26 protein-coding genes are annotated in these 25,498 nt (G+C 35.6%); 9 read left to right on the forward strand and 17 right to left on the reverse strand.

Annotated elements, in window-relative coordinates:
- Positions 1-5 precede the first annotated feature (5 nt).
- The gene (locus tag AN959_RS11395; protein WP_056830873.1) at positions 6-1,088 is read right to left on the reverse strand and encodes a D-alanine--D-alanine ligase; all 1,083 of its coding nucleotides are present in this window, start codon (positions 1,086-1,088) and stop codon (positions 6-8) included.
- Positions 1,089-1,331: 243 nt separating this feature from the next.
- The gene (locus AN959_RS11400) at positions 1,332-2,072 is read right to left on the reverse strand and encodes a hypothetical protein (RefSeq protein WP_053591666.1); all 741 of its coding nucleotides are present in this window, start codon (positions 2,070-2,072) and stop codon (positions 1,332-1,334) included.
- 200 nt (positions 2,073-2,272) lie between these two features.
- Here AN959_RS11400 and AN959_RS11405 point away from each other — a divergent pair, with 200 nt between their 5' ends.
- Positions 2,273-3,454: an FtsW/RodA/SpoVE family cell cycle protein gene (locus tag AN959_RS11405; RefSeq protein ID WP_056830876.1), complete on the forward strand. Its 1,182-nt coding sequence runs from the start codon at positions 2,273-2,275 to the stop codon at positions 3,452-3,454.
- A gap of 49 nt (positions 3,455-3,503) precedes the next feature.
- Here the strand turns inward: AN959_RS11405 and AN959_RS21730 are convergent, their stop codons facing one another.
- A complete protein-coding gene (locus AN959_RS21730) occupies positions 3,504-3,635 on the reverse strand; it encodes an Lmo0850 family protein (RefSeq protein ID WP_253278910.1) in 132 nt (43 codons plus the stop codon).
- A 177-nt stretch (positions 3,636-3,812) separates the two neighbouring features.
- On the opposite strand from AN959_RS21730, the gene AN959_RS11410 reads away from it, so the two are divergent.
- A complete protein-coding gene (locus AN959_RS11410) occupies positions 3,813-4,226 on the forward strand; it encodes a CBS domain-containing protein (protein WP_053591664.1) in 414 nt (137 codons plus the stop codon).
- Between the two features lie 126 nt (positions 4,227-4,352).
- Positions 4,353-5,516 carry an MFS transporter gene (locus tag AN959_RS11415; RefSeq protein WP_056830878.1) on the forward strand — a complete coding sequence of 388 codons (1,164 nt, stop codon included), beginning with the start codon at positions 4,353-4,355 and terminating at the stop codon, positions 5,514-5,516.
- Between the two features lie 289 nt (positions 5,517-5,805).
- Here AN959_RS11415 and AN959_RS11420 read toward each other — a convergent pair whose 3' ends face one another.
- The gene (locus AN959_RS11420) at positions 5,806-7,089 is read right to left on the reverse strand and encodes an MFS transporter (RefSeq protein ID WP_053591662.1); all 1,284 of its coding nucleotides are present in this window, start codon (positions 7,087-7,089) and stop codon (positions 5,806-5,808) included.
- 202 nt (positions 7,090-7,291) lie between these two features.
- Here AN959_RS11420 and AN959_RS11425 point away from each other — a divergent pair, with 202 nt between their 5' ends.
- Genes AN959_RS11425 through AN959_RS11435 form a run of 3 tightly spaced genes read left to right on the forward strand, consistent with a single transcriptional unit; the run spans position 7,292 to position 10,008 of the window.
- Positions 7,292-8,521 carry a helix-turn-helix domain-containing protein gene (locus AN959_RS11425; RefSeq protein WP_056830880.1) on the forward strand — a complete coding sequence of 410 codons (1,230 nt, stop codon included), beginning with the start codon at positions 7,292-7,294 and terminating at the stop codon, positions 8,519-8,521.
- A gap of 3 nt (positions 8,522-8,524) precedes the next feature.
- Positions 8,525-9,433 (forward strand): hypothetical protein, encoded by a 909-nt coding sequence (locus AN959_RS11430; RefSeq protein WP_056830882.1) that lies wholly within the window; start codon positions 8,525-8,527, stop codon positions 9,431-9,433.
- A complete protein-coding gene (locus AN959_RS11435) occupies positions 9,430-10,008 on the forward strand; it encodes a hypothetical protein (RefSeq protein ID WP_056830884.1) in 579 nt (192 codons plus the stop codon). Before AN959_RS11430 ends, AN959_RS11435 begins: the two co-directional genes overlap by 4 nt.
- A 140-nt stretch (positions 10,009-10,148) precedes the next feature.
- Here AN959_RS11435 and AN959_RS11440 read toward each other — a convergent pair whose 3' ends face one another.
- The 5 genes from AN959_RS11440 to AN959_RS11460 all read right to left on the reverse strand — a co-directional run bounded on the left by AN959_RS11440 (position 10,149) and on the right by AN959_RS11460 (position 16,699).
- Positions 10,149-11,711 carry an aminotransferase class V-fold PLP-dependent enzyme gene (locus AN959_RS11440; protein ID WP_056830887.1) on the reverse strand — a complete coding sequence of 521 codons (1,563 nt, stop codon included), beginning with the start codon at positions 11,709-11,711 and terminating at the stop codon, positions 10,149-10,151.
- Between the two features lie 18 nt (positions 11,712-11,729).
- Complete coding sequence (locus AN959_RS11445; protein WP_056830889.1) at positions 11,730-12,836, reverse strand: ABC transporter permease; 1,107 nt, start codon at positions 12,834-12,836, stop codon at positions 11,730-11,732.
- The gene (locus AN959_RS11450; protein ID WP_056830891.1) at positions 12,833-14,107 is read right to left on the reverse strand and encodes an ABC transporter permease; all 1,275 of its coding nucleotides are present in this window, start codon (positions 14,105-14,107) and stop codon (positions 12,833-12,835) included. Before AN959_RS11450 ends, AN959_RS11445 begins: the two co-directional genes overlap by 4 nt.
- 10 nt (positions 14,108-14,117) lie before the next feature.
- Positions 14,118-15,047 carry an ABC transporter ATP-binding protein gene (locus AN959_RS11455; RefSeq protein ID WP_056830894.1) on the reverse strand — a complete coding sequence of 310 codons (930 nt, stop codon included), beginning with the start codon at positions 15,045-15,047 and terminating at the stop codon, positions 14,118-14,120.
- Between the two features lie 263 nt (positions 15,048-15,310).
- Positions 15,311-16,699, reverse strand: a complete 1,389-nt coding sequence (locus AN959_RS11460; RefSeq protein ID WP_056830897.1) for an L-cystine transporter — start codon at positions 16,697-16,699, stop codon at positions 15,311-15,313.
- Between the two features lie 166 nt (positions 16,700-16,865).
- Between AN959_RS11460 and cls the strand changes: the two genes are divergently transcribed.
- Positions 16,866-18,320, forward strand: a complete 1,455-nt coding sequence (gene cls / locus AN959_RS11465; protein ID WP_053591653.1) for a cardiolipin synthase — start codon at positions 16,866-16,868, stop codon at positions 18,318-18,320.
- A 39-nt stretch (positions 18,321-18,359) separates the two neighbouring features.
- Here the strand turns inward: cls and AN959_RS11470 are convergent, their stop codons facing one another.
- From AN959_RS11470 to AN959_RS11490, 5 genes are all read right to left on the reverse strand, one after another.
- Positions 18,360-19,208, reverse strand: a complete 849-nt coding sequence (locus AN959_RS11470) for a D-alanyl-D-alanine carboxypeptidase family protein (RefSeq protein WP_056830898.1) — start codon at positions 19,206-19,208, stop codon at positions 18,360-18,362.
- 101 nt (positions 19,209-19,309) lie between these two features.
- A complete protein-coding gene (locus AN959_RS11475; RefSeq protein ID WP_056830900.1) occupies positions 19,310-19,555 on the reverse strand; it encodes a hypothetical protein in 246 nt (81 codons plus the stop codon).
- A 74-nt stretch (positions 19,556-19,629) separates the two neighbouring features.
- Positions 19,630-20,397 carry a membrane protein insertase YidC gene (yidC, locus tag AN959_RS11480; protein WP_053591650.1) on the reverse strand — a complete coding sequence of 256 codons (768 nt, stop codon included), beginning with the start codon at positions 20,395-20,397 and terminating at the stop codon, positions 19,630-19,632.
- A 77-nt stretch (positions 20,398-20,474) separates the two neighbouring features.
- On the reverse strand, positions 20,475-21,266 hold the full coding sequence (locus AN959_RS11485) for a helix-turn-helix transcriptional regulator (RefSeq protein ID WP_053591649.1): 792 nt from the start codon (positions 21,264-21,266) through the stop codon (positions 20,475-20,477).
- Between the two features lie 110 nt (positions 21,267-21,376).
- A complete protein-coding gene (locus tag AN959_RS11490) occupies positions 21,377-22,267 on the reverse strand; it encodes a diacylglycerol kinase family protein (RefSeq protein ID WP_056830902.1) in 891 nt (296 codons plus the stop codon).
- A 125-nt stretch (positions 22,268-22,392) separates the two neighbouring features.
- On the opposite strand from AN959_RS11490, the gene AN959_RS11495 reads away from it, so the two are divergent.
- Positions 22,393-23,523 carry an MFS transporter gene (locus AN959_RS11495; RefSeq protein WP_056830904.1) on the forward strand — a complete coding sequence of 377 codons (1,131 nt, stop codon included), beginning with the start codon at positions 22,393-22,395 and terminating at the stop codon, positions 23,521-23,523.
- 27 nt (positions 23,524-23,550) lie between these two features.
- Here the strand turns inward: AN959_RS11495 and AN959_RS11500 are convergent, their stop codons facing one another.
- Together AN959_RS11500 and AN959_RS11505 are read right to left on the reverse strand one after the other, a co-directional pair.
- A complete protein-coding gene (locus AN959_RS11500; protein WP_056830906.1) occupies positions 23,551-23,862 on the reverse strand; it encodes a hypothetical protein in 312 nt (103 codons plus the stop codon).
- A 57-nt stretch (positions 23,863-23,919) separates the two neighbouring features.
- Positions 23,920-24,369 (reverse strand): GNAT family N-acetyltransferase, encoded by a 450-nt coding sequence (locus tag AN959_RS11505; protein ID WP_056830908.1) that lies wholly within the window; start codon positions 24,367-24,369, stop codon positions 23,920-23,922.
- Between the two features lie 93 nt (positions 24,370-24,462).
- Between AN959_RS11505 and AN959_RS11510 the strand changes: the two genes are divergently transcribed.
- Complete coding sequence (locus AN959_RS11510) at positions 24,463-24,954, forward strand: GNAT family N-acetyltransferase (protein WP_053591644.1); 492 nt, start codon at positions 24,463-24,465, stop codon at positions 24,952-24,954.
- Positions 24,955-24,973: 19 nt separating this feature from the next.
- On the opposite strand, the gene AN959_RS11515 is transcribed toward AN959_RS11510, so the two are convergent.
- Complete coding sequence (locus tag AN959_RS11515) at positions 24,974-25,444, reverse strand: DUF4064 domain-containing protein (protein WP_056830910.1); 471 nt, start codon at positions 25,442-25,444, stop codon at positions 24,974-24,976.
- Positions 25,445-25,498: the final 54 nt, after the last annotated feature.

The following is a 25,498-nucleotide window of genomic DNA, read 5'->3' on the forward strand; positions in this document are numbered from 1 at the left end:
TTATGTCACTCTCCATCCTTCGAATGCTCAAGTTGTTGTTTTTCCTCGAAGCGTTCGATTGCAAGAGTAATCAATTCTTCAATTAAATCGGAATAAGATAAACCCGACTCAATCCATAGCTTAGGATACATGCTAATTGGGGTGAATCCAGGCATCGTATTTACTTCATTAATAACAATTTCTTCGTTATCTGTTACAAAAAAGTCCGCACGAACAAGACCTGAGCAATCTAGTACTTTAAAAGCACGAATCGCAGCATCTTCCATCTTTTTCAATAATTCAGGAGAAATAACTGCTGGAATAGCATAGTTCGTTGTACCATCCTCATATTTTGCTTCATAATCATAAAAATCTTTCGTTGGTAAGACTTCCCCTGCCACAGAACATCGAGGAGAATCATTTCCTAGCACACTCATTTCTAATTCCCTAGCTACAATTCCTTGCTCTACAATAATTTTACGGTCATATTTGAAAGCAAATTCTACCGCTTTTATAAGCTCTTCCCTATTACTTGCTTTCGTGATCCCAACACTGGAACCCAAGTTCGCTGGCTTAACAAATAATGGCCAATTTAAATTTTGTTCCATTTTTTGTAATAACTCTTCTTGACCATTTTTCCATTCTTTACGAATAAAGTGTACGTAAGGAACTTGAGATAAGCCTGCTTGTGCAAATAATTGCTTCATCACTACTTTATCCATCCCAGCAGCAGATGCTAACACACCATTTCCCACGTACGGTAAGTTCAATACTTCCAGTAAACCTTGAACCGTACCATCTTCCCCATTAGGACCATGTAGTAGCGGGAAAACTACATCTAATTGTGAAGTCACGTCTCCCTCTACAGGCAAGAAGCTTGTAATTGTATTAGGCTTACTATTTTCATTTCCAATCTTTAAAGACTCAATATCTTCAATAGGACCAGTTAAGGCACTACCTTTTCTCCATTCACCCATTTTAGTAATGAAAACTGGATATACTTCGTATTTATCAAAATTAATAGCTTGAGAAACTGCTCTTGCCGTCAATAACGAAACTTCATGCTCCGCTGATTTCCCACCATATAATAAACCTATTTTAATTTTCATTTGTAAATAACCTCCACGTTTTGGATAGTATTAGTTTATCACGTACTGTATCGAGAGATGAACCATCAACCGATGATATAAATTAACTATTTTAGGTAGCACTTCAACGACTTAAATCATACCCAACACTTTTTCCACTATAATATGCTGTTACAATCGGAATCGTTTTCATTAAGTATTACCACAAAATATAATAAACGCCTTTGCAACTGAAAGTAGCAAAAGCGTTAAGTATAGCCGAATTTAAAATTGTATGATCAAATTTGCAGGTTTTGCTAAATGATCGTTCAAATCCCCAAGAACTTCATCCGGAAAAATATTTTCAGGTAAGCTTCTAATCTCTATGCCATAGTTTGTTTTATCTAATTTAAAAAAGGAGAGTAATGCACCATCTTCAAAATAATCAGCGTATGCTTCTACCTTATCTATGGATAATTCAGGTAAAATTACGTTGTTCTTTTTTCTCCAAAAAGCAGTTGATTTCATTTTTTCATGGATGTATTGATTAAATACACTAGCTATTAAATTGTTAATATCCTCAATATCACGAAAATATATTTTTGTGATCTGTTGACCTTCATCTGATAAATAAACAAAACGATTTTGTATATGATGATAAAAAGGAAGACGAAATGCCTCTTTTTTGTGTGCTATGTAAAGTAGCTCTGCTTGTTCCTGAGGGGACATCATATTTAATTTCCGCTCATCCGAAAAATCAAGCAAACAAAGTGCTGTTGGTCTTTCTGCATAATCCTTTAGAAAATGATTATATTGTTCTTTCACCACAAACTCTAATTGCGTATGAATATTAAAAGATGCGTCCTCATAATGATGTTTTAATAATAAAAGAGCCGACAAATCAGAGAAATTCTTTATAAACTGTTGGATCGTAAGTCCACTAAATAATGCGAAATGTTCAATGTCATTTACATGTACATATAGATGCGTTAAATATTCTTCTACTTCTTTCTCTTTTTTTGCCACTAGGTTCACTCCTTCATTGTCTGTTTTATATTAGCATAATTTTTTACAAATGAAACATATGATTTTCGTGCATCGTCTTAATTAACCGACAAGCAAAAAACATTTTTTTAAGCTATAATAGGAAAAGTGTAAGCTGCGACTAGTAGTTTGTTAATACTGCACAGGAAAAAATGAAATTTGATAGAAATATAGGTGACTTTATGGAAAACAAAAAAGGCTTTGCCGATCGATTTGATTGGACGCTCGCTTTTATAATATTGCTATTTTTGATTGTTAGTTTGCTAGCAATTTCTTCTGCTATGACATCAGGACAGTACGCAACGAATTTTGTTGCTAAGCAAGTGTTTTGGTATATAGTAGGAACAGTTATTATTGGACTTGTAATGTTATTTGAACCAGAACAATACAAAAAAATGTCTTGGTATATTTACGGTTTTGGACTATTATTACTTTTTATTCTTTTTATATTGCCAGGAAGCATGGCACTTGTTGAACCCCGGAACAATGCAAAAAGCTGGTTCCATTTACCAATAGGCGATATTCAGCCAGCTGAATTTATGAAAACCTTTTATATCTTGGCTCTTGCTCGTTTAATAACAAAACATCATGAAGTATATCTTATGAAGACCATAAAAACGGATTTTATTCTGCTTGGAAAAATTGGTATCACCTTACTCGTTCCGTTATTTTTTATTCTTGAACAGCCCGACCTTGGAACTGCACTAGTATTCATTGCTATTACTGCTGCATTGGTCATTGTAGCGGGAATAACTTGGAAAATTATTCTTCCTTTATTATTGGGCTCCGTAACAATAGGAGCTTCCCTTCTTTGGATGGCAATTTATATGCAGGACTTTTTAGAGGAAAAATTCGGCTTACAAAGTTATCAATTTGCTCGAATATATTCTTGGTTAGATCCGTATTCTTATGCCTCCAATGAAGGCATGCACTTGATCACCTCTTTAAATGCTATCGGTTCTGGTGAAATTTTTGGGAAAGGATATGGTGGTCGCGTTGTATATGTCCCAGAAAACCATACCGATTTTATATTCGCTGTTATTGGAGAAGAATATGGGTTTGTAGGTGCTAGTATCGTCATTAGTCTTTTCTTTTTACTTATTTTCCACTTAACAAAGATTACATTACAGTTAAAAGATGCCTATAGTACGTATGTATGTGCCGGAATCATTGCAATGATTACATTCCACGTTTTTGAGAATATTGGAATGACGATTCAGTTACTCCCGATTACAGGTATCCCTTTACCATTCATAAGCTATGGCGGTAGTTCGCTAATGGGAAATATGCTAGCAATCGGCTTAGTATTCAGTATGAAATTTCATCATAAAACGTATATGTTCGCTAAAAACGAAGATGACTAAAAACCAAATAAAAAGAGGGTGGCTCGAATTATTCCGAGTCACCCTCTTTTTAGCTTTGAGGACTTTGTGCTGGTGGTGCTAACGCTTTAAGCATGTCAAGTCTCGATTTTGTCATTGTAACAGTCACACCAAGCTTTGAAAGATTACTTACAATTTTCTTTAAATCAACTTCCTTAGCCATTCTTTCCACCTCGTCCTTCCATATAGTATTACGATTTATATACAAAAAAGTTTCTTATTTATTAATTTTTCTCAATCCTATAATACCACTATTTACATCGTTTTAATCTTTCATTTTTATTACATATTTTATTTGATTGTAAACCAAGCTAAGCAATAACCATAAGGAGTGATTCACGTGAATGTAAAAGATGTGATGAGTAGAGAAGTCGCGACTTGCAATCCACAGGATTACGTAAATGAGGTTGCTGAGCAAATGCGAACATTGGATATCGGTTGTCTTCCCGTTGTAAGCAATAAAAAATTGGTTGGTATGATAACCGATAGAGATATCGTAACAAGATCCGTTGCAAAAGATGTGAAAAGTAAAGTCGAAGATGTCATGACGAAATCCGTAATCTCTGTTTCACCTGATGATACTACAGTAGAAGCCTCATTAGTGATGGCAAGATGTCAAGTCCGTCGTCTGCCAGTAGTTGAGAACGGTACGCTCGTTGGTTTTGTATCATTAGCAGATTTAGCATTTCCATTTCCACATGTACAAGAAGTTTCTCACGCTATGGAAAGTATATCCGAACCAAGGAGTTATTAAACATCATTAGCTATCCTTTTTTATAATTGGGTAGCTTTTTTTATATGGTTTTAGGTACTGAGATGTCAAACATATAGGAAAAGTGTAATATAGAAACTAGAAGATTTTCAGAAAGCAGGTTTCTGTATGAAAAAGACTATATTTATACTAATGTCCATACAATTTTTAGTTTATCTTGGTTTTGGAATAATCATACCTATATTGCCAGAGGTTATTTTGGAGCAAAATTATAATGAAATACATGTCGGTGGTCTATTAACAGTTTACTCACTAGCTTCATTTTTTACTGCTCCATTTTGGGGAATGCTTTCGGATCGTACTGGAAGAAAGACACTCATTTTAGTTGGACTAGTTGGTTTCAGTTTTAGCTTTTGGCTATTTTCATTATTTTTTGATTCGCTCTTTATGCTTTATCTCTCTCGTGTCGTTGGAGGTCTTTTTTCAGGAGCCCTCTACACAGCTGTAACGGGATTTGCAGCAGATCTATCCAACGAAGAAAATCGCAACAAATATATGGGGCTTCTTGGAATGTCCATTGGTCTAGGATTTATTTTTGGACCAGCTATTGGTGGTGTTCTCGGACACGTAAGCTTATCACTTCCATTTACCGTGTCTGCAATTTTATTGCTAGTAATTTTTGTATATGCACTTATTATATTGAAGGAGCCAGAGAGATCTGGAGAAGCGAATAAACGAGCACTTCTTCCTAAGGGTGCTGCGAGTCTTTGGTCATATCGAATAAAGTATTTATTCCTATTTTCATTCATGGTGACGTTTTTATTGGCTGGATTAGAAGCAACCTTCCAGCTGTTCCAAATCGAGAAAGTTGCCATTACCCCTTTGCAAATCGGCTATTTGTTTATGTTTAGCGGCTTCGTGGATGCGGCAATTCAAGGCGGAGTGGTACGACGAATTAAAAACGGTACAGAAACGAAATGGCTATTATACGCACAAATCATTACTGCAATTGGTCTATTTATGACCGTGTTTACATCGAGTATTTTCTGGGCAGGATTCTCCCTTTGTGTGTTTACCGCTGGGAATGCACTAGCTAGAACAACAATTGTTTCACTTACTACGAAGGAATCTGGTGGAAGCTACGGTACAGCGGCTGGTATGACTTATTCGATGGATAACTTAGGTCGAATTATCGGCCCATTATTATTTGCATGGCTTTTCACAATCCAACCAAATAATATTTATATGTTCTCTGGTGTACTCGCAGTTCTTTCCATCGGATTAATCTTCGCATATCGTAAATCTACAAAATCATTGAGAGAAGTAGCGTGAGATTGAGGGATTGTAAGTAGAGATTGTGCGATACTTGATCGTCATTGAGCGATTCACCTAATTTACCACAAAACGCCAAGGATTTTCCTTGGCTTCAGGTAGCAGCTAAATTTAGATTTCTAAAGTGTCACTTCAGACTTGTTTGAAAACGCTTGTCAGTCGAGGCGCGCCGACACGAGGCGGAAGCGAATAGAACTTAGGTTCATGAGCTTACAACGAAGTGTAAGCAACGAAGAATGAAAGCGTTTTTCAACAGTCTGATGCCAAGGATTCGCTCCTTGGCATTTTTTTATTGTAACTCTGGTTGCGCAGTTTGTAATTCAGGATGTGCTGCTCTTACAACGGATGGTCTTGCAAGTAGTAATACCACCAAGATTAATACAAGGCTTGATACTATGAGAATACCTTCTGCCGGTAAAACATCGTATAAGAAACCAAACAATACCATTCCAAGCGGCATGAGAGCCATTGCACAAGTTTCAATGATAGAAAACACGCGCCCCTTATAATCATCCTCAATCATTTTTTGCATCATCACTTGAATTGGTGTATTAGTCACAATCATCGATATACCAAAACCAAACATAAGGAGAATGTAAAAGCCTACTAACCAATTATAGGACATATCGAACAGCAAAGGTAATGCCACTCCGCCCATTAGCACTCCCATCACCACGATACTCCATTTAGAAACTAAAAATGGATACTTTAGCTCTTTACGAGAAGTAAAATAAATGGACATAATCAACATTCCGATTGCAAATGCTCCTTCAGTGAATCCAAAATGCTGAGCATTTATTTTTAATTTCTCAATTAAAATAAATGAATATCCCACTTGGTATGCACCGAACAGAAAATTAATAAAAAGAGAAATTACAACCATCGTTTTTAAAATGGAATGTTTCATTAAATAGTTGAATCCCGCCTTCATGCTTTGAAGCATCGACTCTTTTACTTCTCCCTCTACTACCTCTTTCCGTTTAGCAAATAAATTAAAATTCATCGTGGACTCTAAGAGTACTGCAATAATCGATGCAGCCATATACATAACAAGAAAAACTGGCATTGTTACAGTACCATAGAGTAACCCACCTACGGCTGGACTACCAATTGCAGCAAATGAAATGGATATTTGATTTAAAGACATTGCCTTTTGTATTCTTGCTTCATCCACTAGTCCTGTGATTGACGAGCTAAATGTTACACCTGAAAATAATGAAGTGATGGATAAAATTACAGTAGTTGTATAAATTGCTAACAATGATAAACCTGCTGTTAAACTAACAATTAGCAAACCACCAATTGCAATTGTGGTGGCAATTTGAGCAACGATGACAATCATTTTCCTAGAGTAATTATCAGCTACATAACCAGCAAAAGGTGCTACAAGCGTCCTTGGTAAAATACTACAAATCAAATTCATTGCAAAGCTTGAGGCAGAACCAGTTAATTGCAAAATATAAAAGCTGATGGCAAATGAATACACTTGCGCCCCAAATGTTGATATGATCTTGCTTATCGTGAATGTCCACAAATGATACGTTGCCCTTTTGAGCTTTAACACTTCTTCCATTTTTATTTCCCCTTTTTTCAAATTCTCATTGGTAAAAGGCCGAGATTTTGAATCGCAAATACGATTTACCCCTGTTCAAAATCTTTGGCAACCACCAAAGGCCTTACTTTTTTTCTATGTAAAGAAAATAATACCATATTTATCCTTTCAATTCAACGAAAAGTTTAATATAATTAAACAAATGGATAAAGAGGTGATTCTTGTGCCAACATTAGGCGATCGCATACGCAAAATTAGAAAACAACAAAAGATTACATTAGAAGCACTTGCAGGCTCAGAACTCACTAAAGGAATGCTTAGTCTAATTGAAAACAATAAAGCCAATCCTTCTATGGAAAGCTTAAATTACATTGCCTATCAGTTAGGAGTAGATGTTTCAGAGCTTTTGGAAGAAGTAAGCACACAGGATTTAAGAGAAGTATTAGAGAAGGCTGAACTACTTTTTAATACGAAGTATGAAGATTTAACGAATGAATATGAACAAATAATCGATCTAATCGAGCCATGTGTCCCAAAGCTCACTCAGGGGTATGAAGCAGCTCGTTTACTTGAATTGTATAGTAGATGTATATCATTAAAGGACAAAGAATATTCTCTGAAGCTATTAAAACAAGTAGCTTTAATGTATGAGCAATTAAATTTAACAACCAAACGGGCAGAAATAGGGACATTTTTTGCTTTAGTTCCTTATACTAATCACAATTATCAGGAAGCGCTAAATATTTTACTTTCAGAGCGTTCTCAGTTAGAAATGAATCCCTTATGGATTGACCCTCTATCTCGACTAGACTATGACTATCTGGAGGCTGTTCTTTATTTTGCAGTAGGTCAACATGAAGATGCTATCGATAAGATGGAAAAAGCAATTGCATATTCAAATAAGCATAAAATATTTAAGCAAGTAGATAATTTATATCGATTAGCTACCGCCCACGCTATGATGGCTACGGACGAAGAGAAAAAAGAGTATTATTTACAAAAGTTACTTGCATATAGTGAATTTGCCGAGGATGAGGATTCGAAGATTTTCATTTCGTACGCTAATATTCACTACTTAACTTCTTTTAAAAAACTATATAAAGAAGCAGACCAGTTATATAACGATACTTTTAAGGTCCGCATACAGAATAAATTATTCGCACCTTATTTCCTACTTGAAAGAGGAAAAACATTATATGGTTTACAGCAATTTGAAGATGCACTTAAAAAGTTAGAGGCAGTTGAAATCCCTAGTATTCTCCATCACCCATTTGATTTGTCAATATTCTACGAAAAGGATGCATATGCTGCATTATGCTACATGGAGCTTGGTCAACAGGAAAAAGCTTTGGAAGCAGCACAGTTTGCTATAGATAATATCAATAAAATGCCTGACTCTCCGTATAAATCCTTTATTAAAGAGACGTACGAGAAAATCACTGGGGGAAAGTAGTCTATGAAGAAAAATTGGTTTTGGGGAGTTATTAGCCTTATTGTGATAAGTTGGATTGTCAATTCCATTTACTTTCAATCGAAGCAACTAGAGGAACCAGTTATTCTAAATGCTTATTTAGATATACCAATAAGTGATAGTACAAATTTTTCCATACATTATATAACGAATAAAAAAGATATTATAGAGTTGCAGTCGCTTTCCATTGGCGCACAAAGCTTATGGAATGAGCGAAACTTCACATTCCCTGGTTTCGAGAATCCAACTGCACAATCTTTCAATCAAGAATTTACTCATCATTATTCAAAAGAGGCTATGTTCAGCTTAGGCGAAGAGGATATAAAAAACTTTCAAGAGGAATTAAAAAATCATAATCAGATATACGCCACTTTTACAAACGGTCAGACTGTGCCGTTAAATTTAACAAAATTAAATTTCTCCCCTCACAAAGTTTCCGATATAGAATTTGTAAATAGTGGAGGTCTTGAATATAATGGCAACTCTCTAGCGGAATATCTATATATTAAAGAACCCTTAAAGATGGAGGCTTTTGAGTTACCAAAGGAAGTTCAACAAAATATCGATGTAAAACTGATGGTATGGAAAGATACAGATGAACATAGCCCTATTATAAGAGAAGACGCTTCAAAAGAATGGGGGGATCTGGACGCTCCTCTTTATACAGATGTAAAATGGCCGCTTCAAATAAATGCAGGAGATTCAATAGGAATTTTCTTTCACACGAAAGATGACTTGGATAAGGCAAAAACGATTAGACTTATCCAAGATTGGACAGGTGAGGATGCCGACGGGACTCAAATCAAGCACGTGATCAATATTATTAGTAATCCTATATTGACGCAAGATCAAGTGAATAACATTGTAAAGAAAGCGAGAGGTGAAGCGAAATGAGAAATGGATTCAAACAGCTATTCATCGGCTTTCTTTTCGTGTTCATCAAGTTTCACTTGATCGTTGACCTCTTGCCAGATTTTATCGGATATATCTTTGTTTACAATGGTATCAAACAAATAGCGACTTTATCCTCTCAACCTTATGAGAAACTAAAGGTCCTATCGATTATTTTAGTTATTATTTCGGTGCCTAACTTCTTTTTAAATGATCAAGTTATCCAACTGAATGAATGGCTAGGATATTACTCAACTCTTCTCAGTTTGCTGAAAGTGATTCTTATATATTTATTGTTTGCCCTTCTGCAAGAGGTTGCAAAGCAGCTTCCATATAAAGAAGGTTTCATTTCAACTAAGCGAATGTTCTATTGGTATATGGCGATTGCTTTGCCATCCTTGTTCATACAATCGTTTTTAATGAATACAACTTTCGATAATAGCATAACTGGGAGTATTTTGATTGTAGTGTTTATGCTAATCATTGAGATTTCTTTCCTAGTATATTTAAACAATATGCGAAAGAGATATCCTAGAAATGCAATTTATGAAGGTTTTGAAAAAGGGGCAGTCTCCTAACTTGGAGACTGCCCTATTTTGACTGTGTGGACGTATTATTTTTTATCCGCTCAGAAATTCTTTTATCTGGTCACATTTTTTTCTAAACGGTCAGATTTTTTAGTTTCCGGTCATTCTATTTACTATCCGGTCACAATCTTTCATTCACCGTGATAAGCACGATAATTATCAAGCCATTCCATAAATTTAGTCCATGCATCTTCAAAATCAGGTTGGATGCATGAAATTTGTAGCAAGCCGTTTTCAATTAAATAATCGCTTTTATAATGCAGATCAAATCCTGACATTCTTGCGTCTTCCGCTAAGTGACTATAATTCTTTTCCTTCCACGTAAAAATCATTGGATAATGTTTGTCTGCTAACAGTTCAATTTGATGCTGTTTCACATCTTCTTCGATAAATCGCATCCGATTATGTAATTGTTTATATCTAAATCCTCCATCATATGCCTTTAATGCATATTCTAAACTCAATACAAACTGAGAAGGCATTGTAAATGGAACTGCGTGATTACTTCTAAATGCTATATCTAAATACGTTGGTATGTTTTCACTTACTGTAATGTCCGTATTAGCAAATACAAATGCCAAGCCACTCATTGTTCCAATAGCTTTTCCACTTACCCCCGTAGCTAAATAAACACCATCTAGCTGAAAAGGAAGTGCACCAAATGAACTCACACAATCTGCACATAACAATACATTATGACGCTTACATATATCAGCTAACTTCTCCAATTCATTTAACATTCCAGTAGAGGTCTCACCATGTGTCATTAGCAACCAGCTATAATTACCTGTAGCAAGTTCTTTTTCAATCGCAGCTATATCAAAGGAAGTTCCCCATTCGTACTTGTCAACCTCAAAGGAAAGTCCCCATCTTTTCGCTTGCTTTTCCAAACGTTCTCCGAAGGCACCATTTGTTAGTAGTAACCCCCTCTCGCCAAGCACATGCAATTGGGCAATCATCGCCTCATTGGCAAGAGTTCCACTCCCAACTAACAGATGGACTTGTGCTGCTCCACTCATCTCTAGCAGACGACTCTTCACTCGCTCCAGCATTACCTTGAACTCATGCGAACGGTGGGATATTGGCTTTTCTAAAAATGCCTGTTGAATAGATTCCGATTGTTGGACAGGCCCAGGATAAAATGAATATCTTTTTTGTTTAAAACGAGCAGCAACCGAGTTGTCAAATCGTTCTCTTGTCAGTACCATCGGAACAAACAGAGCTTCTCCTGTCCCGACCGTGTCTGCAAAGGGTTCAAAACCTAGCTGGTTATATAGTTTTTGTTCACGAATCGTTCCTGATATGACAGCTGCTCCATAGCCATTTTCATAGGCATAATCAGACAATGCCCTAGCTAAATAATAAAACACTCGTCCATTTCGATGTGCTTTATCAACCGCCATTAATCGAACTTCGCAAAGCATCCCTTGAAGTGCATCCTCAGGAAGTAAATCCTCTACTGGACCAAGTTTTAGATCTAGCGAAAAAGGACGGACTGCTCGAAAGGCAACCATCCCCGCTAGTTCTTGATCCTTCAATACAATCACATATACGTTTTCATGATGAAATGGATCGACTCTCATTCCACTCGGATCTGGTTCATGCTGCGGAATCTCTTCCACGAATGTCTGATAATTTAATCGAGCGATTGCATCAAATTCTTTTTCGGTCCGTGCAATTTTACACCAATACATAACCCCAAACTCCCCAATCTATTCACTTGAATGATAGCGTTCCGTTCTCTTTTCCAATAAAGTGATTCCGACCGCTAATAGGATAACGCCTAAAAGTAACATCATACTAACATACGTCCAAACGTTACTTAAGGTTTCCCCATAAATGGTAACTCTCTTTAATGCTTCCATTCCGTAATAGATAGGAGACAACCATTTCATTGCTAGCAAGCCTTCTGACTGTACGATCTCGAGTGGCCAATAAGCACCGCCGATCATTGCAAAAGCGACAGATAGCAAAGAAATAATTACACTGCTTTGACTTACTGTTTTGACTAACGAGATAACAAATAAAGAAAATGCCATCACAAGTAATACATAGAAGCTACAAATGACGATAACCTTCCATAATCCCCCGTACATATTTGTGCCAACTATAAATCGGAAAACAAAAATGACTAAAAGCATTTGGACCAGTCCAATTAAATAACTAAACGATAAATGCCCAAAATACAATTGAAATCTACTGATTGATGCTAGCTTCAAACGATTCCATACTCCTGAACGTTTATCTTCTAATATAAATTGTACATTTATAGAGATTGTATAAAAAACAAAATAAAGCATAAAACCAAATAAACTTTGTAATGCTCCATCATAGCGGAACACTTTTGACTCATCCATCGATGCTTCTTTTATTTGAAAAGCAGGATTTTCTAAGCCTTTTTCTACTTCCTCCCACTTACTTTCCCCACCTACATCAATTATCTGATATTGAAAAGCTAGCTCATTATAGATAGTCTCTACATTTAAAGAAAGATTTCTTACTACATCTGACTCTGTGTCTGCTAGAACACTATACGTTTTTTCATTTAGCAATACACCGATCGTGTCCCTTTTTTCCTTTATTGTATCCTGAAGTTCTTGCTCCGATAAAACAGTTATTGCATAATCCTCTTCTATCTGTATCCTCTCTAAAACTTCCTTACTCATTTTAGATTCATCCGTAGCAATTAATAGAGACAATTTACTACCAACTGAACCACTTAACACATATGCAAAGATAACGGTCATGATAGTCATTGAAATGAGAATAAGTGGCTTTCTTTTTAAGTTTTGTAACCTTGCAATCCATATACCCTTCATGATGTCACCCCTCTTTTTGGAAATAAAACAATAGAGAGAAACACACAAAGGCTAAATGCCACAACCAAAACAGACATAAATGGCCATATTACCTCTAATTCTCTACCTTTTTGAATGGATAGGATGGCAGTCATGGTAGCTCCATTTGGTGTAAGATTACCGATATTGGCAAGTAGTGTAGATACTTCCCCTATATTGAAAAAAGAACCACCAAGAAATGAGAATATAGTAATTACTAAGCCATTAAATATATTCGCTGCTCCCTCTGACTTCGTTCTAAGTTGAAGGGTGGTCAGTAATGCTGATAGTCCCCCAATAAAAAAGCTATAGGTTAAAACGGTAATAGCCATTGCATCTAGTCCAATCCACTCGATTCCAAGCACAAACTTCCCATAAAGTAGAAGTAACAATTGTTGAACAAAAGCTACCAGCGTCCCTGTAATAAAAATAGAAATTGAGTACCAATTAGCCGATACTCCTGCTAAAATAATTCGGTCATATACCTTCCATTGCACCTCCTGCAAAGCAAAGCCTGCTAAAAATGACGGGATATACAGAGCAAACATCACAAGCATTCCAGCAGTGTAGTAAACAGAGGCAGGAATTTTTCTTTCACTTTCTTCCAGCACCTGTTCCACTTTTTCAACACTTGAACTGTTTAGCAAACGTTGATCCAGTGATAATCCAGCTTTCGTAAGAGCAAGTGACTTCGTATAGCCATTTTGCCATTCATTGATTACGGATTGAATAATAGAAGCTCGTATTTCATTTTCTTGACTAAGAAATAAATCAATCTCTGGTGTTTGCGTCTCATTAAAATAAGCCATTTTTATATAATCCAAACGAAAACTCGATGGAATTGTTAATATACCATCCGTATTTTCGTCTTTTCGAATATTTTCTAAGTCTGTAAACTGTTTCTTTTCAACCACTATATACTCCTTTATACCATCGGTTGATAGAATGGAGTCTTCTAAAATTTTTATAGGATCATAATTTTTCATTTGAATTAGTACCGAATCTAAAGAAGAGCCGCTCAATCCCTGTTCCTTTAAGAAATTTATGATAGATTCCTCTTCCTTCTCCCAGCTAGAAGTATCTATTAAAACTAATCTTGCTTGAATAGCTGGTTCCCCACCACTATTCATCACACCAGCAAGCGCAGTAGAAAGAATTGTAATAAGTACAAGTGGCATGAGTAATAAAATAATAAGTGGTTGCTTGTTTCGTAATAGCATTTTTATTTGCTTTCCAATTAAAGTAAGTAGCATAGCCATCCCCCTAGTCTCTTAATGCTTTTCCTGTTAAATGTAGGAATACATCTTCAAGAGAAGGTATTTTAATGATGGCCGAAGTGATTGTCACATCATTTTCTGCAGCTATTGCGAAAATGCTAGCAAGTGGCTCTTCCTTTTTAGGCATGGATAATAGCAGAATATCTTCTTCATGACGAACACTGGCAGCAGGAAATTGTTTCTTCAGTACCTCCCCAAACTCTTTTGAAAGTAAATGTCCCTTTAATTCAATCGTTTGATTATCAGAAACTAGTGATTTTAACTGCTCTTTTGTACCGAAAGCAATAATCTCACCTTGGTCCATAATATAAATTTTGTCACAAAGGAGCTCAACTTCCTCCATATAGTGACTTGTATATAATAAGGTCATTCCTTCCTCAACAAGCTGTTTAACAGTATCTAAAATATACGCTCTTGACTGTGGGTCAATCCCTACGGTTGGTTCATCCATAATTAAAATAGATGGATTATGTAAAAGTGCAGCTCCAATATTAAGGCGACGTTTCATACCACCAGAAAATGTTTTAACAATGTCATTTTTTCGATCAGTTAATCCAATTTTCTGTAATATTTCTTCTACACGTTCGGTCAATAGTGAACCTTTTAAACCATAGATTCTACCGAAAAAAGCTAGGTTTTCTCTTGCCGATAGCTCAGGGTATAAAGCAATTTCCTGAGGAACTACCCCCAATGTTTTGCGAAGCGACTCGGGATTTTTATTGATCGATTCTGAATTCCAAAGTACTTCACCACTTGTTGGCATTACTAAAGAAGAAAGCATGGAAATAGTTGTTGATTTTCCTGCCCCGTTCGGCCCGAGAAGTCCAATAGATTCTCCTGCTTCTAGCTGCATATTTACTTGGCGAACCACTTCCTTTGTCTTAAACTTTTTATGAAGATTTATTGCTTGTAACACGGCTCCATCCCCTTTATCAATTAAATTCACATTGGCGTATATCCGTTCTCGTTTAGATTGAAAATCTGAGACATACGCCGGAGGTTTTAACTCCAGTCAGTCGAGATTTAGACCTGGATTAAAGTTGGTATTTAGTACAATTATACCAAAATTCTTTTGTAATATTAAAAAACCACAAGTAAAGTTTATGTTAAGAGCATAGATTTTATTTGAGCGCATACAAAAAAGCTGTCCGATAAAGGACAGCTTTTTTTGTAATTTTGTTATTCTACTGTTTGTGTTTCTAATGGTGCATTATAAACGTCTTTATCTAATTCACCGGTTACTTTCGCAGTTGTAACACCTGCAGTCATTGATCCACTCACGTTTACAGCTGTACGTGCCATATCAATTAATGGCTCTACTGAAACGAGTAAACCAGCTAATGCAACTGGTAAATTCAGAGCAGAAAGTACAAGTATCGCGGCAAACGTCGCTCCACCACCTACACCTGCAACTCCAAAAGAACTAATAGCCACTACGGCAACTACAGTAAGAATAAACATCGGATCTAAAGGATTAATACCTTGAGATGGAGCAATCATAAATGCTAGCATGGCAGGATATACACCCGCACAACCGTTTTGCCCAATGGACAATCCAAAGGAACCAGAGAAATTTGCAATACCTTCAGATACGCCTAGTTTATTTGTTTGTGTATTAATATTAATAGGTAAAGTACCTGCACTTGAACGTGATGTAAATGCAAAAATGAGTGGCTCTGCTGCTTTTTTCACATACGTTATAGGATTTAAACCTGAAAGTGAAATGATAATTAAGTGGATTGCAAACATAATAGCTAATGCTACATAGGATGCTACCACAAATTTACCTAAATTATATATTGCTGCAAAATCAGATGTCGCAACGGTTCTAGCCATAATTGCCAGGATACCATATGGAGTCAATCGAAGAACAAGTGTCACTACACTCATAACAAGCGAGTACACAGCGTCTATTCCTTTTTTAATCGTAGCAGCAGTTTCACCATCTTTTCGAGCTACTCTCAAGTAGGCAAAGCCTAAAAATGCTGCAAATATTACAACCGCAATTGTAGATGTATCACGCGCACCCGTGAAATCTAAAAATGGATTAGCTGGAAGTAAATCAAGCATTTGCTGAGGAAGTGTTTTATCTCCTACTTCAGCAGAACGTGCTTCATAGTCCTCTGCGCGTACAGATTCTGCTTCACCTTGCACAATCTGATCTGCATTTAAATCAAAGATTGCTGCAGAACCAATTCCTATTAGTGCTGCTATAGCAGTAGTTCCAATTAAAATACTTAAAATAATTGCAGCCATCTTCCCAAAGTTTTTCCCAATCGTCAACTTCGTAAAAGCGCCTAGAATAGAAATAAATACTAGTGGCATTACTATCATTTGAAGTAACTTCACATAGCCAGTTCCTATCAAGTTATACCAATCTACGGATTTAGCTAACACTTCAGATGTTACACCGTAAATTAGATTTAATGCTAATCCTAAAGCTATACCTAAACCTAACGCTGTAAATACGCGTTTAGAAAATGATACATGTTTCTTTTGCATTACTATTAGAACACCCACGAACAACAGTAAGGCAGCTATATTAAGAATGATAAACAATATGTCCATTTCATTACCTCCATTTTTTCACCTAACATAGAATAATACTTTTATTCCAATAGGTCAAGTAGGTTATACTTTCTACCACATAATACCTAGTTTCTTCATTCTTTCCCCTAAATCGGATATACTAAAACTAACTTCCAAAAAAAATAAAATAGAAGGAGGTGAAACTGTGGCGGCTAGCATTATTAGTTTAATAGTGACAGGGACAATTATTTTAAATATTTTCTTTGCAATTGCATTAATATTTTTGGAACGAAGAGATGCTTCCTCTACTTGGGCTTGGATCTTGGTTTTATTCTTTGTACCTATTGTAGGTTTCGGTATTTATTTATTATTTGGAAGAAAGTTGCGTAAAAAGCATTTATTTCGTTGGGAAGGTAAAAACAAAATTGGTATCGATAAATTAATAGAATTTCAAATGGAAGCGATTGAGGATGATTCGTTTGATTTTCGTTTGGATGATGCCATGCATTATAAAGAGTTAATTATTATGCATTTACACAATAACCAAGCGGTACTAACTCAAGATAACAAAGTAGATATTTTTAATGACGGACGAAAAAAATTCCAGGCACTTTTGCAGGATTTAGAAAATGCAAAGGATCATATTCACATTCAGTATTATATTTTTCGTCTAGACAATCTTGGTCAAGAGATTTACCAAGTACTATTAGATAAAGCGAAGCAAGGAGTAAAAGTTCGAATTTTATATGATGACACAGGTTCACGCTCTTTGCGGAAAAGGCAATTTAAAGAGTTAATAGAATTAGGTGGCCGTGTAGAAGCATTTTTCCCTTCTATCCTACCTCTTATTAATCCACGTATGAATTATCGTAACCACCGAAAAATTGTCGTTATTGATGGTCGAATTGGTTATATCGGAGGATTTAATGTAGGGGATGAATATTTAGGATTAAATAAACGATTTGGTTATTGGCGTGATACACATCTAAGGATAGAAGGAAGTGCAGTACATCCACTTCAAACCCGATTTATACTTGATTGGAACCAAGCATCCGCCGAACATGATATTGAATATTCCGATGTATTTTTCCCAGCTATCCCGATGAAAGGCTCAGTTGGATTGCAAATTGTTTCCAGTGGACCTGATTCCGAATGGGAGCAGATAAAAAACGGATATTTAAAGCTTCTAATGATGGCGAAAAAGTATATTTACATTCAATCACCATACTTCATTCCAGATGCGAGCTTTATGGATACACTTCGTATTGCTTGTCTATCTGGTATCGATGTTCGGATAATGATTCCAAACAAACCAGATCATATATTCGTTTATTGGGCTACCTATTCTTATGTAGGAGAATTAATAAAAGCCGGAGCAAAAGTATATATTTATGAAAATGGATTCCTTCATACAAAAATGATTGTCATTGATGATGAAGCCTCTACTGTAGGAACAGCAAATATTGATGTCCGAAGCTTTAAGTTAAACTTTGAAGTTAATGCTTTTATCTATGACCGCGAAACTTCTCATGCGCTTGCAGAGCTATTCGAGGAGGATATGAAGTTATCTACTCCATTGACTATGGAACTATATGAGGAAAGAACTCGTATGATTAAGTTTAAAGAATCTCTAGCACGATTATTATCCCCAATCCTATAACTAGAAAAGTCAGCGTCCCTTAATGAGGACGCTGACTTTTTATATATCCAAATATTCTTCTAGCGTAGTGCCTGCTTCATAAATCTCGCCCGCTAGTTGCTTACCAACATAGCGGAAGTGCCATGGCTCGTACATATATCCGGTAATTTTTTCTTTTTCCTTTGGATAACGCATGATAAAACCATAGTTATGTGCATTGGCAGCAACCCATTTTCCAGCCTCAGTTTCTCCAAAGCTTTCACGCGCAAAATGTTGCTCAAAATGTTGTTCTCCTATATCAAAAGCAAGACCAGTTTGATGTTCGGAGTATCCTGGACGTGCGCTATAGCGATCCGCCTCTTCTTGCCCATCATTACTCACATATCTCTGATAAAGTGTAGTTTGATATTCAAATGAACGATATGTACTAAATGCAACGAGGTCAAAACCAGAAAGTTTTGCTTCGGCAGCCATTTCTTCAAATGCTGCTCTTGCATCCTTACTTTCTCCAGGGTCAAATGTTGAAGGTAGTGGATACTTTTTACTTGCAATGAGTACTCCTTGGAAGTATGTCGGTTCCGTTGGTAACGTTTCATGACCTATGTATCCATTTGCTCCTGACATATCGACTTCAGGCTCTTCGACAACTGGTGGTTCTACTACCTGCTCTTCTTTCGTCGGTTCCTCTGCTTCTTGCTCATCTATCATGTCTTTTTCTTTTTCCTCTGTAGTCATCTCTTCTGTTTTATTCGTCAGACCTAAAGATGCAAGACTTTCGTTTATATTCCAATCATTTATTCCAATCCAAGTGACAATGGCTGTAACTAACAATCCCAAAATTGTACCCGAGACAATATATGGCCATTTTTTTTGTTTTTTCTTTTTAAATAAACTTTGTCGAGAATGCATTGTCTTCCTTCTTTCCAATAACGATACTATCATTTTAACATTTTTCTTCTAAAACTGGATGAGAAAATGGGTTGTCTTTGTGGACAACCCATGAACAAAAGTTATATTAAAACCATTCCTAGAACGACGAAAAATAATACGATAAATAAAATAGACATTCCCTTCATCCATTTTGCTTCCCGTTCAAAACCTTTTTCCTTAAAGCTGACCGCTCGGTAACCATTACTTAAAGCAAATATAGCAGTCATAAAGAGGACTGCCATGTTTAAATTCCCTACTATAATAAATATTAAAGAGGCAATGGAAGCCGCTGCAATTAAGATTCCAATGATCCAATTCTTATTCACTTTTAAACTACACCTCTCATAGAAAAAACGAAGCTATAAAAAGCTTCGTTTTAGACTGTTGACAAACGTTTTCGTTATACAGATTCTTCTGCTTTTTCTGGATGATTTGAATAAAATTTACGCCCTAAGTATGTTTGGAAGATTAAGATAATCCCACCGACAGCCCAGTACAATGGTAATGCAGCCATAGAGCTGAACGAGATGAACATAATCATGATAGGAGAAATATAAATCATCATTTTCATTTGTTGCTTTTGTTGCTCTGGTACAGTCCATAATGAAACTTTTGCTTGAACAAAATAAACCACACCTGCAATAAGCGTCATCGCAATATCCGGAGAACCTAAGTTAAACCATAAAAAGGGATGTGTTTTCACATCTGTTGAGTGCAGGATTGCAAAATATAATCCCATGACGATTGGCATTTGAATAAGCATTGGTAAGCAACCCATATTCAAAGGGTTTACATTATGCTTACGATATAATCCCATCATTTCTTGTTGTAAAGCCATTTGTTCTTCTTTTGACTTTGTAGCTTTTAATTTCTTTTGAATCTCATCCATTTCTGGTTTCAATTTATCCATTTTTTCTTTCATACCTTGTTGATTCTTATAGTTTTTAAGCATCAAAGGCATTAAAGCAAATCGAATAATTAATGTAATTGCTATGATAGCAAGTCCATAACTACCATTGAATATTTCTCCAAAGAAATGAAGTAAAAAATCAAAAGGTCGAACAAAAATATTATAAAAAGTACCTTCTTTATTCTCTACTCCTGAACATCCGCTTAGAACAACTGCTGCAAAGACAAGAATAGAAAGCAAACTAATCTTCTTTTTCATTCATTCACCTTCATTTTTCAAACTATAACGAGTATACCTTCTATGAAGCTATTTATCAAATATAAACATAGCAATACTTATATAGCTCTGCTTTCATTTGGAAAATTATATTTGAAATTAGGGTATTCATGATGATCCCTAAACTGCTTCGGTGTTAGACCTGTATACTTTTTGAATATACGAGTGAAATAGCTTTGATTGCAAAAGTGAAATGAATCAGAAATATCGGAAATCCCTTTGTTCGTATGTCTTAGATAATACTGGCACTCCTCTACCTTACGAATATTTAAATATTCTACTAGAGTTACCCCTGTATGTTCCCGAAAAATTCGAGATAAATGACTTGTACTAATATTAAAACACTTAGCAATATCTTCCACAGTTAAATTTGTTTCAATTTCATCATTTATAAATAAGATAACTTTGTTCACTGTTTGATGACCAAAGGACGGTTTTTTTCTTTCTGTAATGACCAATACAAAAAACTCTACTAATTCATCTGCACATTGAAGAAACTGTGCATCGCTCATTTTTGTTTCTATAACGTTGACACTAGCGATATTAAAAGCCATTACCTTATCAGAGGGAACTTGGCTTTCTTGTAATTTCCTTGCCATCACAGCAACTAATTGTATGTAGTAATTTTTGACATACATAATCATTAACTTCTCAGCTCTAATAATAATTAAGTCTATGATTTCTCTTAATACTTTTTTAGCTTCCTCAAGCTCGAAAGCATACATATGAAGAAATAATTTTTTTTCTAAATCTAAAAACAAACTCAAACCTTCAATGCTGTTAATTACGCTTATTTCTTTTGTATACGCTTTGGAAAAGCTTTCTAAAAAAATCTTTTGTGAGTATTGCATAAGGACCTCATCTTTCTTTTTTTATAGTACTTTTGGTATCGTTCTTTATTGGGTACGTAGAATCATTTTATAACACTTTGTTGGAAAATGGAAACATTTATGATGATAATTTAGCTATTATTTGGAATTAATAATTTTAAGTGCTTTGGTAGTACCTTAATTTCAAATGGTGTACATACACCTTCATCCCCGTCAACGTTACAAAATAATGGTCGATCAGACTCCATGTAAACCTTTTTAGTCGTAATGACCTCCACTCCATCATCCTCTTTTAATGTGCCCAATAAAATTTTTGTACCCATTCGAACGAGGTTAGCAATACCAGATTTTTTAAAAATATACACATGAAGAAGTCCATCGTTGATTTCGGCATTTGTCATCATTTTTTCAAATCCACCTACTGAATTTGTTAAGCCAACTAAAACGAGCATCGATGTTCCAGTCCAGGTCCCATGGTCATGTTGAATAGTGAAACCCACCTCTTCGTTAGAAATAACTACTTTTGCACCTTCAATTAAATATGCTAATGAACCTAGTTTCGTTTTTTTCTCAACGGAAGTGTTCGCAACTCTACTTGCAATCTCACCGATTGCAACGATATTTCCAAAATATTTATTACCAATTTGAGCTATATCTACAAACTCTGTATTGGTCATCTTTAATGCCTCGATTGCAATCTCTGGCTCTAAAGGGATTCCTAATGCTCGTGCGAAGTCATTTACTGTTCCAAGAGGCACTATTGAAAATAGAGGTCGATATGATTGATTGGCTAGTCCGTTTATAACTTCATTTATCGTCCCATCTCCACCCATAGCTACGAGGAACTCCATTTTCTCTTCACAAGCTTGTTTGGCAAACGTAATAGCATCATCTTTTTTTTCTGTTTCCTTTTCAACTATTTGATATCCAAGTGCATCGAGAACTGTAAGAGCCCTTTCTTTATATGTTTCGGCTTCTTCCTTCCCAGATGAAGGATTAAATATAACCATTGCTTTTTTCAATCTATTTACCTCCTTTATTTGTAATTTTTATTTCCCTAATACCCTATTTACCTATTATGAAACAGATTACATAATAAAAAAGTGCTAAACTAGAGTAGAAGCTGAAATAGAAATGAGGAATATACTTGCGGGTATTTATATATATAATTGTCTTTTTTTCTTTTTTTGATTTATTTGCACAGCTACCTATAATGAGTCCTTACGCTAAATCTTTAGGTGCTACCCCATTCTTAACGGGCTTGGTTGTAGGAATGTATTCATTCTCAAATACAATCGGAAACATCATCTCAGGTTTTTTAACCGATAAAAAAGGTCCTTTTTCTATATTAATCATTGGTTTATTTGCTACGAGTATTTCCCTCTTTATGTACCAAGGGGTATCAGACCCAATCGGTCTATTAATTGTCCGCTTTATCCATGGACTGCTTGCAGGTCTTATCGTTCCTGCAGCTTTTACGTATTCTGCGAATCAAACCTCTGCTGAAAAGCGTGGAAAAAGTGTTGCATTATCAGGAGCATTTGTAGGACTAGCTGCGATTTTAGGTCCTGCTTTTAGTGGAATTATGGCTAGTAAAAAAGATGAAGTATTTGTCTTAAGTATCACAGGTTCTATTATGCTTATTCTTAGTATTTTATCAGTTTTCTTATTAAGTACAGTTTCCATTCACAAAAAAACGAAGGAAAATGCTTCTGTAACAGTAAGAGACATTTTTGCAGAAAGTGGTTTGGTAAAAGCATTTGCAGGTGCCTTTTTCTTGATGTTTTCACAGGGCGTACTCGCCTATATGCTCCCTTTAAAAGTACTGTATCTAGGGTATGATTCAAAAACAAGCGGACTATTACTGAGTACTTTTGGCTTTGTGGCAATTTTAGTCTTCATATTACCTATTAATCGACTATTTGATAAAGTTAAACCTATTAAAACACTCGATTTTGGGATGGGATTAATGGGGATAAGCATGCTTTTACTCGGACAGATTGACACATTACAACTGCTATACGTGGGAATGAGTTTATATGGAGTAGGATTTGCATTTCTATTCCCCTCTATAAATTCGTTGCTAATTGACTCAACAGAACCTACTTATCGGGGAAAGGCATACGGATATTTTTACGCCTTTTTTTCAATAGGCGTGGTAGTTGGTTCTAGTGTTACTGGACTACTGCAACTTACTGCAAACGGCGGATTTCTATTGACGGGTGGATTGTTAATATGTTTATCAGTATTATCTATACTAAAAGATAAAAAAAATTGAGGGTCCCCATGCTGGAGACCCTTTCTATTAAGAACTCACTTCATTATATTCTGGAGTTTTCTTGTCCTTATTTTGCACTTCATCATTATAATATTGAACACTTGTCATTGCGCCTTCGTCTACCATCTTGCTATCGGGAGTATTGTGCGGATCTGGGTGCCCAGCAACAGTTAAATCGGAGCGATTATGTTTTTGTGCATCTATAAATGAGTTAACCTTTGCTTTTGTATTATTAAATGCAACTATCGCTTTATCACGATTTTCTTTTTTACTAAAATATGCATAGGCTCCCGCAGCAATTCCTGCTAGTAGTAATGTGTTATTTTTTCCTTTAGCCATGATATGTACCTCCTAATTATTTATGTTCTACTTATTACTTACCCTTTATTTCAAAACTTACACTTTTTTATTTCTAACCATATAAACATGAGGAATTCCATCTTCATCAAATTCATCCGAGCTAGCATGAAAGTCAAAGGAACTGTAGAAGTTTTTCAAATGACTTTGAGCACATAGTTGAATCGATTCTATTTGATAAGTGCGTTCTGCTTCTTCTAAAGCTTTTATCATAAGTTGTCTTGCAACACCAGTCCCGCGGAATTTTTCTTTCACAATTACTCTACCAATAGAGCATTCCTCATATTTTTCACCAGGTGGAAGTATTCGGCAATAGGCAATTATCTCATTTTCTTCGCAAGCAAATAAATGCAAAGAATTATAATCATAAGTATCCAATTCAGGGTAAGCGCAATTTTGTTCTACAACAAAAACATCCACGCGTAGCTTGAGTATTTCGTACAATTGATATACGTCCATTTCATTAAATTTTTGTAAATTCCATTCCATAAAAAACCCACCTTTCATTTTTATTATCACACAATAGTAGAAGATTGATATTATTTTTGTTATGATAACAAAAAGAATTTAGAGGTGACTCAAATGATTAGGGCGATCACGTTAAATGATCTAGCAACTGTTCAACAAATCGCAAAGATCAGTTGGAACAGCACATATAAAGGAATTATTCCAGACAATATACAAGAGCTTTTTCTAAAAAAGGCTTATTCAAATACGATGTTAGCCAAAAGAATGGAAAAAACTATTTTTTTACTTGCAGAGTTTGAAGGAAAGCCAATTGGATTTGCTAATTTTACGTATGTAGATGAAGATGGAGATGCCGAGCTAACCGCTATCTATGTACTTCCAGAGTATCAGCAAATAGGCTACGGCAAAAAACTACTACAGGCCGGCTTGAACGAGATGCCAACGGGACGTCAGTTATTCGTCTATGTAGAAAGCAAAAATGATGGAGCGCGTGCATTTTATGAACGTTTCGGTTTTGAATGCTTGGAAGAATTTGACGAATACTTTGAAGGTCATCCTCTATCCACGGCTAAATATGTGTATTTATTAAAAACACCGACTTACTGAGTAAGTCGGTGTTTTATCTTTATACCGTTTGATCTGGATTGTAGTATTCTTGCTCAGCGAATTGAACTGGCGGCTTACGGACGAAGCACATAATTGCTGCGATGTATAATAATATCGATGTTAACGATATGATCCCCGCAAACAGTCCAGCTAGTATAAACATAATACCTGCTAATTTTGGATTTTTATTTTTGGATATAGAAACAATCCCTACAATATTTAGTATAAGACTAATTACAAGGGCAACAACAAATCCCCAACCAAATACACCAAACACACTTGGAAGTATATCCACCAATTGCGCAATTGCTTCGGCATCCTGGCCAGTTAAAGTTGGATCATTTAATATTTGTTGCTCAAACTCCGTATTAAATGCCTCATCCTGTATGGCTGCACTTCCAGTAGTTACAATTATCGCCATCAATATAATTGCTAGAAGTGTAAAAATTGCACTTATAATACCTAAAACCTTTTCTCCTGTACGAGACATATGTATACCTCCATTAATGTTTTATATAGTAATTTTACGTTCAACCTTACTAAA

The organism is Psychrobacillus sp. FJAT-21963, assembly GCF_001420585.1.
In the GTDB taxonomy this organism is placed as follows: Bacteria; Bacillota; Bacilli; order Bacillales_A; family Planococcaceae; genus Psychrobacillus.

What these genes read in the sequence shown, in the direction of transcription:
- AN959_RS11415 (WP_056830878.1), top strand. Translation starts at nt 4,353, where the DNA reads ATGAAAAAGACTATATTTATACTAATGTCCATACAATTTTTAGTTTAT.
- AN959_RS21730 (WP_253278910.1), bottom strand. Translation starts at nt 3,635, where the DNA reads ATGGCTAAGGAAGTTGATTTAAAGAAAATTGTAAGTAATCTTTCAAAG.
- AN959_RS11445 (WP_056830889.1), bottom strand. Translation starts at nt 12,836, where the DNA reads ATGAAGGGTATATGGATTGCAAGGTTACAAAACTTAAAAAGAAAGCCA.
- AN959_RS11405 (WP_056830876.1), top strand. Translation starts at nt 2,273, where the DNA reads ATGGAAAACAAAAAAGGCTTTGCCGATCGATTTGATTGGACGCTCGCT.
- AN959_RS11485 (WP_053591649.1), bottom strand. Translation starts at nt 21,266, where the DNA reads ATGCAATACTCACAAAAGATTTTTTTAGAAAGCTTTTCCAAAGCGTAT.
- AN959_RS11500 (WP_056830906.1), bottom strand. Translation starts at nt 23,862, where the DNA reads ATGGCTAAAGGAAAAAATAACACATTACTACTAGCAGGAATTGCTGCG.
- AN959_RS11515 (WP_056830910.1), bottom strand. Translation starts at nt 25,444, where the DNA reads ATGTCTCGTACAGGAGAAAAGGTTTTAGGTATTATAAGTGCAATTTTT.
- AN959_RS11460 (WP_056830897.1), bottom strand. Translation starts at nt 16,699, where the DNA reads ATGGACATATTGTTTATCATTCTTAATATAGCTGCCTTACTGTTGTTC.
- AN959_RS11395 (WP_056830873.1), bottom strand. Translation starts at nt 1,088, where the DNA reads ATGAAAATTAAAATAGGTTTATTATATGGTGGGAAATCAGCGGAGCAT.
- yidC (WP_053591650.1), bottom strand. Translation starts at nt 20,397, where the DNA reads ATGAAAAAGAAGATTAGTTTGCTTTCTATTCTTGTCTTTGCAGCAGTT.
- AN959_RS11510 (WP_053591644.1), top strand. Translation starts at nt 24,463, where the DNA reads ATGATTAGGGCGATCACGTTAAATGATCTAGCAACTGTTCAACAAATC.
- AN959_RS11450 (WP_056830891.1), bottom strand. Translation starts at nt 14,107, where the DNA reads ATGCTACTTACTTTAATTGGAAAGCAAATAAAAATGCTATTACGAAAC.
- AN959_RS11435 (WP_056830884.1), top strand. Translation starts at nt 9,430, where the DNA reads ATGAGAAATGGATTCAAACAGCTATTCATCGGCTTTCTTTTCGTGTTC.
- AN959_RS11505 (WP_056830908.1), bottom strand. Translation starts at nt 24,369, where the DNA reads ATGGAATGGAATTTACAAAAATTTAATGAAATGGACGTATATCAATTG.
- AN959_RS11470 (WP_056830898.1), bottom strand. Translation starts at nt 19,208, where the DNA reads ATGCATTCTCGACAAAGTTTATTTAAAAAGAAAAAACAAAAAAAATGG.
- AN959_RS11430 (WP_056830882.1), top strand. Translation starts at nt 8,525, where the DNA reads ATGAAGAAAAATTGGTTTTGGGGAGTTATTAGCCTTATTGTGATAAGT.
- AN959_RS11420 (WP_053591662.1), bottom strand. Translation starts at nt 7,089, where the DNA reads ATGGAAGAAGTGTTAAAGCTCAAAAGGGCAACGTATCATTTGTGGACA.
- AN959_RS11440 (WP_056830887.1), bottom strand. Translation starts at nt 11,711, where the DNA reads ATGTATTGGTGTAAAATTGCACGGACCGAAAAAGAATTTGATGCAATC.